Source organism: Streptomyces sp. NPDC049627, from assembly GCF_044465645.1.
Lineage (GTDB): Bacteria > Actinomycetota > Actinomycetes > Streptomycetales > Streptomycetaceae > Streptomyces.
In genome coordinates this window covers 76,963-91,830 of the sequence record NZ_JBITLW010000012.1, presented here as the reverse complement: position 1 = coordinate 91,830, position 14,868 = coordinate 76,963, and the positions used below count along the sequence as shown (strand labels likewise).

The window sequence follows — 14,868 nt, the reverse complement described above, 5'->3', positions numbered from 1 at the left end:
AGACGCAGAGACGGACCCGAAAGGTTCAAAAGAATTTCGGCCGGAACCTTACTGACCAGCAAGTATGTGGCTTCGGTCACTTCATTGAACCGCTGATCCCCTTGAATGCGTCACCAGGAAGTCATCCGCATGCAAAGGGTCGACCCTTGCGCCGTGGACATCTTGGAGGACCTTGTGGCCAGCCCTGGCGACTGGAATCAAGTGGGGTACGGCGGAAATCCCGTCGCCGGGAATCCTCGTGTCCTCGACGGCTTCACACGGGATTTCCGTCTGCTTCGGGATCTGGCAGGTGATGTCGACGCCGGCCTCGACGACATGCTGCGCACCGCGTCGGACGGCGGCTTCGAGGGGAAGACGGCGGACGCCCTGCGCACCTATGTGAAGCAGTCGCTCAAGAAGTTCATGGCGAACGCCCACAGCGCCTTCGACCTCGCCGCCTCGGCCACGGCCAGATACGCGAACGCCCTGCGGGAGGCCCAGGGCCGGGCCGAGAGCGCCGCGCAACGGGGCGGCGCGGTGGCGATCCCCCCGGCCGGCCTCGTGGGCAAGGACGCCCCGCCCCCCGCGGAACTCACCGCCGCGAAGAACGACATCGAGGCCGAGGTCGACTTCATCACCGGCGAGGCCAAGATCCTGGAGGACGCCCTTCGGACGGCGGCCGACATGGTGTCCTCGCCCATCGCGCCGCCGAAGAAGAGTTTCAAGCAGAGGCTCATCGAGGGGCTCTGGAAGGCGCTGGAGGTCGTCACGATCGTGGTCGGGATCGTGGCGATGATCATCGGCGGCCCGATCGGGCTGCTGGCGTGGGGCCTGGGCGCCGTCCTCTTCGCCAAGGCGCTGGTGGACTACAGCCAGGGCAAGATCAACGGCGTCGGCCTCGCCCTTGCCTTCCTCGGCGTGCTCTTCCCGTCGACCAAGGGCCTCACCACGGCCGGCGGACTGCTGCGTCTGCTGAAGTCCGGCGCCAGTGCCGGCCTGAGGGGCGCCGGCAGGGCCCTCTCCGCGGGGGGCCGCCTCATGATGCAGGGCGGCAGGCTGCTGATGGCGCCCCGGACGCTCGCCGCCCTGACCGGCCAGGGGCTGCTGAGGCTGTCCCAGGCCGGCGGGCGACTGTTCGCCACCGGCATGTCTCGGCTGCCCGGCCTCCTCGCCGGCACGCCCCGGGCCTTCGCGAGCGCGATGCGGATGGCCGGCGGGCTCGCCAGGGGCGCGGTGCGATGGGGGCGGTTCGCACTGCGCCGCGACTTCTTCATGACCACCGCTTTCGTCGGCGGAGGCATGGCCCGACGGCTGGGCGTCTATGCGATCACCAACGTGGGCCGGGCCTTCGACTTCGTGCTGTCGGCGCTCCTGCCGCTCCGCTACGCCGAGCTCGCCAAGTACGGCTTCCGGGGGGCCTGGCGCATGGGCATCCTCGAACGCGGCCTGCTCAGGAAGCCCTCGATCGGCGGTGCCCTCGGCAGGACGGCGGGCTCCGTCGGCGACCTCGCCGCCAGGACCGGCCGAGGGCTGAGCACCCCCGACGCCGCGAGGCCGCTCGGGGAACGCGGCAAGCTGGTCGTGCCCGGCACCCGGGCCTGGGACAACGCGCTCGACGAGCTGACGGAGTTCATGCCCCCGCCTACCGCGCTGCCGCGCTCGACGGGCGCGAGTTCCCTGCCCCGCGTTCCCGGGATCCCCATGGGCCGGTTCTCCAGTGCCTTCGACGACCTCGCGGAGCCCGTCGCCTTCAGGGACCTGGACGCCCTCGGCTCCCGTTCCGGCCCCCTGCTGCGGGGCGGCGCCATCGATGTGGCGGACCTGGGCGCCGGTGGACTGCTGCCCCCGCAGATCCGCAACGCCCTCGACGCCCTGGACGACCTCGACGAGTTGGCCGGGACCGGCACGGCCCCCCGGCCCGTCCTGCTGGAGCAGCCGCAGAGCGCGGTGACCCGACTGCGGGACCTGGACGCCTTCGCGGGCCTGGACCGCACCGGAACCGGCCTGCTGAAGCCCATGGACGAACTGGCGGAGCTGGCGCCCTTCAGCATCGACGGCAAGTTCGGCGGTCTGACCACCGGCCAGCTGCGCAAGGTCCTCGACGGGGAGATCGACCTCGTGGACGTCGCACCGGGCGGGGTGATCCTGCGCATCGGCAAGACCGACCCGGTGAACGTCCATGTCGGACTGAAGGACGAGGTGACGATCCGCGTCCTCGACCCCGACGAGCCGGCCACCGGCCCCCTGGCGGGCAAGTTCACCGGACCGGACTCGCCGACGAGCCCCGGCTTCAAGCTCGACGAGCTGGCCCGACTGCTTCCGGACAGGCCGGGCGAGCTGGGCCGCGCACGGGAGTTGCTGGGGCTGGGGCCGCTGAAGACCGACCTCGCCACCAAGCCGGTCACCACGCAGCCCGGGTTCCCCCCGCTCACCCTGCGCGAGATCATCACCGGCGGTGCCGTCGGCAAGACCGGCGCCGAACGCTTCCAGGCCTGGGTCAGGGCGCAGAACGCCGCCGTCGACCTCGACACGGCGGGCCAGAAGCTCGCCCAGGTCGCCGACCTGCCCGAGGTGCCGGCGCTGCACCGGGCCGAGGCCGAACTGGACCTGAGCGCGGCCGAGTTGAAGTTCAACCACGCACGACTCGAGTTCGACCGGCTCGGCATGAACCTGAACACCGTCCGTCAGGACATCACGGTGATGATGGCCCGCCTGGACGGTCCGGCGGCGCACCTGCCCACCGGCGAACTCCGGCTGCTGGACGACCTGGCACGGCCCACCGGGCGATGGATCACGATGGAGCCCGGAGAGCAGCTCACCTACGTGCTCAGAACGGACGCCGGGATCGTCCCGGACGTCAGGGTGGATATGGTCGACGGCCACTTCACCGTCACCGCCCCCGACGGCATCGTCACCAGGTTCGGCCCGGACGGCGCGCCCCTGCGCGTCGACGTCCCGGTGCGCCCGGAGATGCCGGCGGGCCCGTCGACGGCCCATGGCGCCGATCCGGTGCAGGTGGACGTACCGGCCCTGCCGCAGGTCCACTGGCTGGTGCGGCAGGACATGGACTTCGCGGCGTCAAGCCTCAAGTCCGGCATGAAGAGCCACCTGACGCCCGACGGCCTCGCACCGGTCAAGATCGACGGCACCATCACACCGCTCCAGGCGGTGTCGACGGCCAACGCCAAGGCGTTCAAGGCGGAAAGCCCGTTCACGGCCTTCTCCCCGCCCGGCAGCATCGTCAAGAGTTACGGCAACCAGGAGCTCGGACTCGATCTGATCGCCCTCCGGAACGACATCCACGCCGGGGTCGAGAACGTCAGGAACATCGAGATCCTGTCCGCCACCAGGGTCCAGGACGAGATCCTCGATGAGATCCGGATCAAGACCGGCGTGCCCGACCTGGAAGTCCCGTCGACGTTCACCCACACGACCGGAAACAAGGAGATTCAGGAGTTCCTGACCAGGAACGGCGTCACCAAGGGAACGGCCACCAAGGTCACCGCCGACATCAAGACCCTGTTGCAGGTACGCCGGGACAACACCTGGCTGATCAAGGGCACCATCCCGTCGAACTACCTGAAGGGGCCGTATCCGACGGTCGACTCCCTCAAGCACATACCGGCCGCACCGAGCACACCCCTCACCGCCGCCACGAACACACTGGAGTCGGCGGGCCGCGCCTCCGGCTCCGGGCTGCCTCCGGTGGAGGTGCCGAAGCCGGTCCTCAAGTCGGACGACTTCTACATGTCCCACGTCGATCTCGAAGACCTGCGCGGGGTCAAGCTCGTCCGGCAGGACGACTTCCACATGGTCCAGCAGGACCTCAAGGGGCTGCGCAAGTCGTACTTCGATCCGGACGTCGGCATGATCCCCGCCAACCCGGAAGGAAGGACGACCGCTTTCCAGCATGTCGCCGGTGCGGAGAACGCCACGCGGAAGAGCAACAGCCCTTTCACCTCCTTCGCCGAAATCGGCAACCACAAGGTCTACGGCGACATGGAGTTCGCCCTCGACGCCTACAAACTGGGCGTGGACATCAAGGCCGGACGGCTGCCGGGTGTGGGCATCCTCCCGGCCCGGGACCTGCAGCGGCTGATCGCCGACCAGATCGAAAGGACCATCGGCAAGCGCCTGGACTTCACCTCCGCGCTCACCGGGAACAGCTCCCGGCAGGACGTCCTGAACTTCCTCAAGAGCCACGACGTCAATCCGGCCAAGTCCAACAAGTTCGTCTCGGATGTCCGGGTCCTGCTCAACACCACCCGTGACCAGGAATGGCTGATCAAGGGCACCATTCCCAAGAGCTATCTGGAGGGTCCGTACCCCAGGGCGGCAGCCTCCTTCGGGATCGGTGACGCGCTGTCGGCCGGCCCGCTCAGGGGCCTCGACGAGGCCGCCGGCAAGCTCCGTCTGTCGGACACGTTCAAGACGGACTTCGAGGCGAAGCCCGTCTTCGCCGAACTGCACAACCCCGAGGGCGTGAACTCCGGCACTCTGCGCATCGGCGAGGCCGGCACGACCGGTGAGCGCGCGGCCTTCGACGGCCCGGCGGTCCCGGCCGCTCCCGTCACCGCCACGACCCTGCCTCCGGCTCCGCTCGCACCGCCGCGGCCTCCCGCCGTTCCGCCCGCTCGCCCGGTTCCTCATGCTCCTTCCGCTCCCCCCGTTCCGCCGCTCGGCAAGGGAATCGGGGCAATGGCACCGGTTCCACCGCCCTCCGCGGGCAAGCACGGGTTGGGGTCGGGACTGGATGCCGGGACCCCCGTGATCCGGCACGCACCGGACGGGGACACCTCGCACTGGGTGATCGACGGCAGGGCTCCGTTCGGACGCTACAAGATCAGGAACACCGAAGACGGCTCCGTTTCCCTGGTCTCCACCAGCGATCGCGCGTGGGCGACCCTCGACAACGCCGCCGCCTCACGCCAGATGTTCGAGGCGGAACAGCTGAAGAGGGCGGCCGAGCAGCTGAAGAAGGCGGATCTGCAGGAGGGCGGGAAGTACCTGAGCTCCGGGTACCGGTCGATCAATCCGCTGCTGGCCGCGTTCGAGGAGGCCGGGTACAAGGCGGCACAGGTCCGACAGGTGGGCTTCGACTTCTCGGACCGGGCCGCGGACGTTCTGGAGAACTGGAAGCGGGTGGCCACCGAGCGAGGGTACGCGTCGCGGGAGGTGACGGATTCCTGGGACATGCAGGACCTGCACAGGTGGCATGACAGCATCAAGGCCATCCATCGCGCGTGGGACGACTTCCCGTCCCCGGCGATTCCGGGCAACACCGTGGTGCGCGGCGACAGCCAGCAGATCTTCTCGTCGTTCGACGGGATCCTGGATCCGGCGCACTACCCGGGAGGCGGATACCACGACGTCGGGAGGACCATCTCCTGGCCGGGGATCATGTCAACGACCACGGGGAGTGCCACCACGCACAACTTCGTGAACTCGAAGGCCGTGATCTGGAAGTTCGACGTGCCGGAGCAGGGGAATCCGGGCCGTGTGCTGGGGTCGGAGAACCCGGCCGAAGCGGAGGTGACGTTCCCGGTCAACACCCAGATCAAGATCAACCAGGTGCTGGTGCGGGACGGCCACTTCGCGCACGAACTGACCGGCGAGTTCGGCGACAAGGCCAAGGTGATCGTGTTCGCCGACATCCTTCCCGCCGGCGGTGCGGTCCGCGGGACCGTTGACGAGCTCGCCGGCAGCCTCCGCGCAGGCGACACGTTCACGATGAACGTGCCACGGCTGGACCGCTTCGACGCTCCAGCGCCCCGCAGCGAGACGGTGCTCCTGCGTCCGGAGCAGGTCGCCGGGACGTCGCACATGCGGGTGGAGTGGGACCGGGCTGCGCTGGAGGGGGGCGGTTTCACGCTCACCGACGAGGCGGGCGGTGTGCGCCTGGTGTTCGGTGCGGACGAGGCTCTTCAGTTCCGCGACTACCGGGTTCCGGGGACGGACGGCTTCCTTCGGTTCGAGGCCGCACCGGGTCCGGACACGCTGCCCCGGTGGGTCGGTTCGGACGGGCTGCCGTTGTCCGGGGGTGTGGCGACCGAACCTGTCAGGGGCGCGCTCGGTGTCGTCACCGGTGTGAAGGCGGGGACGCCGGACGGGGCCTGGGTCGCCCGGTTCGACCTCGACGGCACACGGCTGTCCGAGGAACTGCGGCTCTCCGGGCACGCCGACGGTGCACTGACCGACGCACGGCTGGTCACGACGTTCACCCGAGGGCCGGGCGGTGAGATGGTGCCGACCCTCCGGTTGACCGCGCCGGGGCTGGGCGACGGGGCCTTCTCCGTCGTACGGCTGCCGGGTGGTGAAGCGGCCGGGCGGCTGCCGGCCGGGGGCTTCGCGGTGACCGATCTGGCGAGCGGCAACCGGTTCTTCTTCGACCGCGCAGGCCGGTTCGTGGATGTCCCCGCGGACGCCCCGCCGATACGGCTGGACCCGGCCGGGACGACCCTGCCGGATCCGAACGCCGGCCCGCTGACGGCCCTCGACGACTTCGGCGGCCCGCTGTCCGAGCGGTTCCCGCTGCACTCCGTCCCCGAGCACAACTCCCTGGACGGCGCCGCGACCGACCTGCCGCGGATCGAGCTGCCGGGTGCCGACGCGCCGGCCGTCGCGCGTGCGGCGGACGTCGCGATGCCCGCCGACCTGTCTCTCACGCGTCTCACCGAGTTCCGGGACGTGCCGCTGTCCGGCGCGGGCGACCTGGCCGGGCTGGAGTTCCGGATCGTCGGCGGTCCCGCCACCGACGGCGTTCCCGGTACGTTCCGGCTGGACGTCACGCAGGCCGCCCCGAGACCGCACGGGGCGGGAGGGCAGCCGCGGTTCACTGTCGAACGCCTGGACAGCGGCGCGTTCCGCGTCACCGACCCGGCCGGCACGACACGCTGGGAGTTCAGCGCCGGCGGAGACTTCCTCGCCCGCGAGACGGCGCTCGTCGACCACGATCTGGGGCTGCCCTCCGGGCTGTGGTTCAGGACCACGGCCACGACCACGACGGACGGCATCACGTCCAGGATCGTGGGGCTGGTCGGTCCCCGCGAAGTCACCGATGCGTTCCCGCTCACCACCATCGACCGGATGCTTCAGGACCGTCTGCCGGGCGGCTTCACCCTGACGGACAGCGTCACGGGCAGCCGCTTCCACTACGACGCCGACCTCAACCTCGCATTCCGCGACCTGCCGGCCCATGACGGCCCCGGATTCCTGCGCTTCACGGAGGGCGCGTCCGACGTCCCGCCCGTCCGGCTCGACGACCTGGGCGGCTCCCCGGGCCCGGACGACCTCGCCGGGATCTTCCAGCGCACCCTGGACGAGGCATCGGGCGGCACGCGACCGCTGTCCGACGTCACCGACCTGTCCCTCGGTGCCGCCCTGCGCCTGCCCGGCCTGGACGAGTCCGCCGCCCTGCGCCTGACCGACGCCGTGGGAGAGCACGGCGAGCAGTGGCTCACCCGGCTGAGCCCGGGTGACGCGCCCGACCTCGACCTGCGCGCGGTCTGGCGAACTCTGGACGAGCACTGGACGGGGCTCCTGGAACGGACGCCCGGGATCCGGCTTTCCGGTGCGGACGACCTCGCCGGTCTTGAGATACGGGTGGTGCGCGTACCGTCCACCGACTCGGCAGAGGGCTCGTTCCGCCTCGAACTCCTCGACCGTGCCCCGCAGGCGGACGGAACCGTCCGCGGCGCGGACTTCACGGTCGAACGGCTCCCGGACGGCGGGTTCACCCTCATCGACCCGACCGGGAACACGACGTGGTTGGTCGCCCAGGACGGCTCCCTCCTGGGCCGCGAGACCCTGCTCACCGGGGAGGGACTCCCCTCCGGTCTGCGGGTCTCGGCGACCCACAACGAGGCGGATGGGTTCACGCAGGTCGATCTGATCGGTCCTGACAGTGCCGTCAGGTCGCTGCGGGTCACCGCCCCGGAGGGCGCGCTCGCCGGGCGACTGCCCGGCGGCTTCACCCTTACCGACACCGTCACCGGCAGCCGCTTCCACTTCGACCGGACCGGGGCCCTCGTCTTCCGCGACCTGCCGGCCCATGACGGCTCGGGCTTCCTGCGGTTCACGGAGGGCGCGCACGGCGCGCAGCCGACCCGGCTGGTCGACCCGCTGTCCGAACGCTTCCCGCTCAGCGCCATCCCGGAGGAAGACGTCCTCGACGAGGGCCTCACCGACATCTCCCAGATCTTCGACCGCACCCTCGACGAGGCGTCGGCCATACGGGCTGCCCTGCCGGAGGACACGGCAGCAGCGGACCTGTCGTCCATCACCGGAGCCATGGAGTTCCTGCACGCCGCACCTGACTCCCACGCCCTGCAGAACCTGGACCTCCTGCGCGTGGGTCAGCTCGCGAACGACGCCACCGACTCGCTGAACCGGTTCCCCGGCCTGCGGCCCGAACTCCTCCACGACCAGCTCCGTCAGATGACCGCACAGGCCCACGAGGGCATCCGGCAGGGCGCCGCCACCGTCCTGCGGGAGTACCAGAACCTGCCCCTGGCCGCACGCCTGGAGGACCTCCAGGGCGGCGCCGGCCGCGTCTTCGGCGACTTCACCGTCACGCCGACCCCGCACGGCGGCCCTGGCGGCAGCCGCTTCACCGTCACGCATACGCCGACCGACCTCACCACGGGCTTCGGCCCGAACCGCGAGTTGCTTTACCGGGAGGTGTTCGTCAGGGGCGGCCCCGCCGAACTCGACGGGACCAAGCTCGGGCTCACCGGCCGTGCGGCCGAGGGTGGTTGGGCCCCCGACTCCTTCCAGTTCGCGGGCACACACGGGGCCGACGACGCGTTCACCGTCACGCGTCTCGACCCGAACCTCCCGGCCGACCTGCGCGGCGGCTTCACCCTCACCGACGCCGCCGGCACGACGAAGTGGCACTACGGCCCCGAGGGCACGCTCGCCCTGAGGGACGTCCAACTCGCCGGAGACCGGGGCGTGTTCCGGTTCGAGGCGGGCGCTCCGGACGGGGTGCCCCGGGTCCTCGACACGTCGGGCAACGCGTCCCTGACCCTGCGCGCGGAGCGGCTCGACGACGGCCGTATCGCCCTGATCCACACCGGCCCGGGCGCCCCACCGCTGGAGCGGACCGTCTTCGACGCGAGCGGCGGCAAGCTGCTGGAGGAGACCTTCGCCATCCGCGGCAAGGGCGGCAGGCCCACCGGCTCGTACTGGACCCTCGACCACGCGACCGGCAAGGGCGTCCGCGTCAACGGCGACAACACCCCCTTCACCGGACGCTTCGACACCGCCAAGCTGGAGACGTCCCCCACCGGACAGGTCAAGCTCACCGGCAAGGAGCCCGGCAAGGTCACCCTGTTCGAGCGCGAGGTCCTCAAGAACGGCAACACCCTGCATATCGCCCGGGACCGCTTCGGCCACGCCCGCTGGACCGAGTTCGACGACGCAGGCAACCGGGTCCGGTCCGGCGAGCGCATCGGGGACCCGGACCAGCGGACGTACCACGACGTGCCGGACGGCTCCTGGCGCCTGCTCAACAACGTCGACGTGCGCACCTACCACAAGGCCATCGACGGCGGCCTCGTGCGCGCCGAGAAGGGCGCCGACGGCCACTGGACCTGGCAGCGCTTCGACAAGGACGGCGTGGAGGCTCTCTCCGGCACACGCCACTGGAGCGCGAACCACGTCGCCTTCAAGGACACCTTCCCCGACCCCGCCACCGGACTGGAGACGGTGGCCCAACAGCGTGGCCAGACCTGGCCGTTCGGCGGACTGCACGGCTCCCGGATGTACCAGGAGCACTCGCTGCTGCCGGGCCACGCCCCGGCCGGGACACGCATCGACCCCGACACCTACCTCGGTCACGGTCCGGCGAACGCGCAGATCGAGAGCCTGGAGACACTGGCGGACGGCGGCAGCCTGCTCGTCAAGCGGTTCGCCGACATGCGTCCACCCGCCTTCCTGTGGAAGGGCGCGGCGGGCCGCAACCCGTTCGACGGCTTCTTCCGCGACCTGTTCGCGGGCGACTCCCTGAACCGCGTGAGCCACTGGACCCAGACCGCCGCCGACGGCACCACGGTGACGGGTGTCCGGCTCAACCCGTCGGCCGCCAACTGGGTCGACGTCGACCAGTTCGGCCGCGTCGTCCGGGAGAGCCGCAAGCTCGACGACGGAAGCGTCATCGAGATCGGCCGCAGCGCCGACGACGCCACGCGCTGGGCGCCGCTTCCCGAGTACCGCGAGGGCGCCCCGTACGAACTGCACTGGCGGAACACGACGACCGGCGAGACCGGCACACGGCACGCCGACGGCGTCGGGGGCTGGCGGGACGTCTTCACCGACAGCGAGGGTGTCGAACGCGTCCGGCTGCGCAGCGAGGGCGCAGGGACACGCGAGTACCTCTTCGACGCGCCGACCCCGCACGACCTCGCCCGCAACGACCGCGCGGGCATCTGGGTCGACAGGAACTCGCTGCTGCACATCACCGGTCGGCGGGACCTTGTGGGCGACGTGTTCGTCGAGTCGTCCGGCAGCCCCTACCGCACCAGCTGGACCTGGAAGGCGTACGACTCCGCCGACCCGGCCACCGTGCTCGACGAGGGCATCCGAAGGCAGAACCGCGGCTCGCTCTACTCACGCACCTGGGACGACTCGTTCGTCGACCTCGACCGGTTCGGCAACGTGGCGCGCGAGCGCAACGTCACCGACATCGGTGCCTCCTGGATCGACGCGGTGCGGCAGCCCGACGGCACGTACACGTGGACGAAGACCGCCGCCGACGGCACGGTCCACTCCGAGGGCGTCCGGGTGTACGACGACGTCGCGAAGGGCCGCTGGCGGGACCTCGTCGACGACCAGGTGGTGCGCAGCAGGGACGGCGGCCGGGTGCGCGAGTACGCGTACGAGATCGTCACCCCGCAGCCGCCTGCGGCCGAACTCACCCGTGCGACGACGCTGCGCGACCTCCTCGACCAGTCCGCGCGCCACTTCGAGCCGCCCCGCACGGTCCGCGTGGACCGGGAGGCCTGGAAGGAGTACGACCTCGGCAAGGTCTACCGCGAGCGCGTCAAGGTGGACGGCGATCCCGTCCGCTACCGCGAGGTCGACAAGCAGTGGGGCCAGTGGCGGGAGTACCAGAACGGCCATCTCGTCGAGCAGCGCGTCTTCGACGGACGGGTCTACAAGACCGACGCCTTCGGCCGGCTGAGCATGTCGGGCCCGGCCGTCATCCCCCACCACCTCGCCGGGGTCCTGCCCAAGGTCGGCGGCGAGGTCGGCCTGCCCGGCGACCGGGCCTGGCAGCTCATCGGCCGGGAGTTCGACTACCGGGGCGCCGATATCGAGGCCCTCGGCTATCTGCGCGAGGTCCAGGACCCGTGGCACGGTCTGTTCCAGGGGGTCAGGAACGGCGAGTCCGTCGAGATGCCCATCTGGCAGCGCGAGCTCCGCGGCTTCCTGACCTCGTTCAGCACCGGCTTCGTCACCGACTTCACCGCGAGCCTGCTGATCACCGAGCTCACCAACAACGGCAATCTCAAGCCGGAGGACGTCTTCAAGGCGCTGCTGTCCGGCACGGTCGGCGGCACCTTCAGCGGCGGGCTCAACACCCTGTACAACCACACCCGGCTCGGGTACTTCAAGACCAGCATGGGTGCGCGCGACTGGGGCGGGCATCCCAAGCAGTCGATGGCGAGCAACACCGACGACTGGGTCACCGACTGGGCCGCCTTCGAGAAGCCCACCCGCTGGCGTAACGCCACCTACGCCAACACCGTGGGCCTCGCGACCGGCGCGCTCAGCGGCTTCGTCAGCAACGCCATCAGCGCAGCGGTGTTCGGGGTCAACGGCAACGAGGTCAAGGGCACGGACGCGCTGCTGGCCGGCGGATGGGGTGCCGCGGGCTCGCTGTTCGGTGGGGTGAGCACCGGCCTGGCGCGCAACGCCTGGCACCTGGCCACGGGCTCCCGGGTCTTCCACAAGGGCGGCCTCGGCGAACTGGGCATGAACTGGGTCGAGTCCGCGCTGTCCCGGTACATCGCCGCCCAGATCGCCAAGGCGGACAGCGAGAACGGGAACAACCTGCCGGCCCCCGGCCGGGCGTTCCCGAAGCCGACCACCACGCCCGCGGCGACACCGGCATCGCCCCCGTCGGCCCCGGAGCCCCCGGCCGATCAACCCGCAGCACTCACCGAGGGATTGGAGCTCCCGTGACCGCCACCGCCATCCCTGCCGTGCACCGGGTCGCCCCCAAGGGCCGCGGCGCCCACCGCAGCATCACCGCCGCCGTACGCGCCGCGGCCGACGGCGACGAGATCCGCATCGCCCCCGGCGACTACGTCGAGATGCTGGTCCTGGACCGCGCGGTCAGCCTGCTGCCGGACGAAGGGCCGGACCACGCCGTACGACTGCTGGCGGCGGACCCCGGCCGGCCCGTCCTGGAGATCACCGCATCGGACGTCCGCGTCGACGGAATCGCGCTGACCGGCCAGGACCCGGCCATACCCGCGGTACTGGTGGCGGCCGGCGGCCTGGAGCTGGACGGCTGTGAGATCTCCGGCGGCCGCATCGAGGCCGGCGGCGACGCCTCGCTGGCGCTGCGCGACTGCCGGGTCTTTGGTGCCGCACTCGCCGGAGTGCACGCGAACACCACCGGCCGGACCGAGCTGACCGACACGCTGGTCGAGGACGTCGACGGCACCGGAGTCGTCCTGGGCTCCGCCACCACGGCGGACCTCCTCGGGCTGACGGTCCGGGACGTCACCGGATCGGGGGTCCGCGTACGGGGCCGGGCCGCGGCCGTGCTCCGCGACTGCCGGATCACCGGCCCCGGCCGCAGCGGGCTGCTGACGGAGGACGAGGCGTCCGTGGCCGTGCTGGACTGCCGGCTGGAGGAGACCGGCGCGGAAGGCGTACGCGTGCTGGGAAGTTCCCGCCGCCCCGAGGGGAGTCCGGGGCGTCCCGAGGCCGCCGAGGGCGGTGTGGTCCTCGCCGACTGCCAGGTGCTGCGGACCGGCACCGACGGGGTCGCCGTCTCCGGTAGCGGGGACGTCCTGCTCCTGACCACCGGGATACGGGGAGGCTCCGGGGCCGGTGTGAGCGCGGACGAGGACAGCACGGCCGTGCTGGTCGACTGCCGGGTGGACCGGCCGCACGGCTCGTGCCTGGTGGCCCGGGGCACCGCCCGGCTGTCCGCGCAGGGCACCTCGGTGCACGGCAGCCGGGCCAACGGCCTGCTGGCGGGCGGCCGTTCGCAGGTGACCCTGGCGTCGAGCGACGTGACGGACTGCGGTTTCAGCGCCGTCCACGCCAGCGACGACTCCCGGCTGTCGCTGGCCGACTGCCGGATCGGCTCCACCCCGGAACACGGCGTCCGGGCCACCGACCGGGCCGAGCTCACCGTCGAAGGCGTGCGCATCAGCGACTGCGGACTGTCGGGCCTCCAGATCGACTCGGGGGCGGCCGCGCGGGTCCGCGGACTGTCCGTGCTGCGCGGCCGCACCGGGATCAACGCCGAGTCCAGCGGCACGGTCGTCCTGGAGGAATGCGACGTCACGCAGGCCGAACGCGCCGGCATCACCTGCGGCACCGGCACCTCGGCCGTGCTGCGGGACTGCCGGATCAGCGGCACCGGCACCGCGGGCCTCGTGATCGGCGAGGGCGCGACCCCCAGCATCGAGGACTGCACGGTGCGCGACGCGACCGGCTCCGGACTGGTACTCGGTCCTGCGGCCGAACCGCGCGTCAAGGCCGTCACCGTGGCCCGCACCGGCAAGAACAGCCTGTTCGTCGGCGAGAAGGCGCGCGGCACCTTCGAGGAGTGCGTCTTCGCCGGCGCCGGCCACGACGGCGAGGCGTTCCCGGCCGTCCACATGGCGGCGGGCAGTGCGCCCCTGCTGCGCGGCTGTGTGGTGCGGGACGCGGAGGAGGACGTCGCCGCGGAGAAGGGAGCCCGCCCGGTGTTCGACGGCTGCGTCTCACGCAACGTGACCCACCCCGCCCTGCCCACCGGCCGCGCCGAGGCGCTCGCGTCCGCCGAGGGCGGCGACCCGGCCGCGGCGACCCGGGCGCGGGAGACCGAAGCCCCCTCCGAGGACACCCTGGAGGACCTGCTCGCCGAACTCGACGGACTGGCAGGTCTGGACAGGGTCAAGAACGACGTGTCCTCGCTGGTGAAACTGATGCAGACCGTGCGCCGCCGCGAGGAGATGGGCCTCGCCGCGCCCCCGCTCAGCCGCCACCTGGTCTTCACCGGCAACCCCGGCACCGGCAAGACGACCGTCGCCCGTCTCTACGGCCGTATCCTCGCCGCCGTCGGCCTCCTCGACCGCGGCCATCTGGTCGAGGCCGACCGCTCCGCCCTGGTCGGCGAGTACGTCGGCCACACCGGCCCGAAGACCACGCGCGTCTTCGAACAGGCCCGGGGCGGTGTCCTCTTCATCGACGAGGCCTACACCCTCACCCAGTACGCCGGCACCAACGACTTCGGCCAGGAGGCCATCGCCACCCTGCTGAAGCTGATGGAGGACCACCGCGACGACGTGGTGGTGATCGTCGCCGGATACCCGCGGGAGATGGAGGTCTTCGTCCGCTCCAACCCCGGCCTGGCCTCCCGCTTCAACCGCACGCTGCTCTTCGAGGACTACGGCTCCGCCGAACTGGTCAGCATCGTGGAGCACCAGGCGGCCCAGCACCAGTACGAGCTCACGCCGACCGCCCGCGAGGCCCTGACCGCCCACTTCGACACGCTGCCCCGGGAGCGCGGATTCGGCAACGGCCGCGCCGCCCGCCAGCTGTTCCAGGCGATGACGGAGCGTCAGGCCTACCGCGTCGCCGAGCTCTCCGACATCTCGGAGTCGGACCTGATGACCCTCACCCCGGAAGACGTCCCGTAGGGCGACCCTGCCCGCCCCCTCT

At 71.2% G+C, this 14,868-nt stretch carries 2 protein-coding genes; both read left to right on the top strand.

Annotation, left to right across the window (positions count from 1 at the left end; genetic code table 11):
* Positions 1–153 precede the first annotated feature (153 nt).
* Positions 154–12,165 (top strand): hypothetical protein, encoded by a 12,012-nt coding sequence (locus ACIBU0_RS30375; protein WP_398824767.1) that lies wholly within the window; start codon positions 154–156, stop codon positions 12,163–12,165.
* Positions 12,162–14,846: a right-handed parallel beta-helix repeat-containing protein gene (locus tag ACIBU0_RS30370; RefSeq protein ID WP_398824765.1), complete on the top strand. Its 2,685-nt coding sequence runs from the start codon at positions 12,162–12,164 to the stop codon at positions 14,844–14,846. The genes ACIBU0_RS30375 and ACIBU0_RS30370 overlap by 4 nt, the downstream gene beginning before the upstream one ends.
* Positions 14,847–14,868 lie beyond the last annotated feature (22 nt).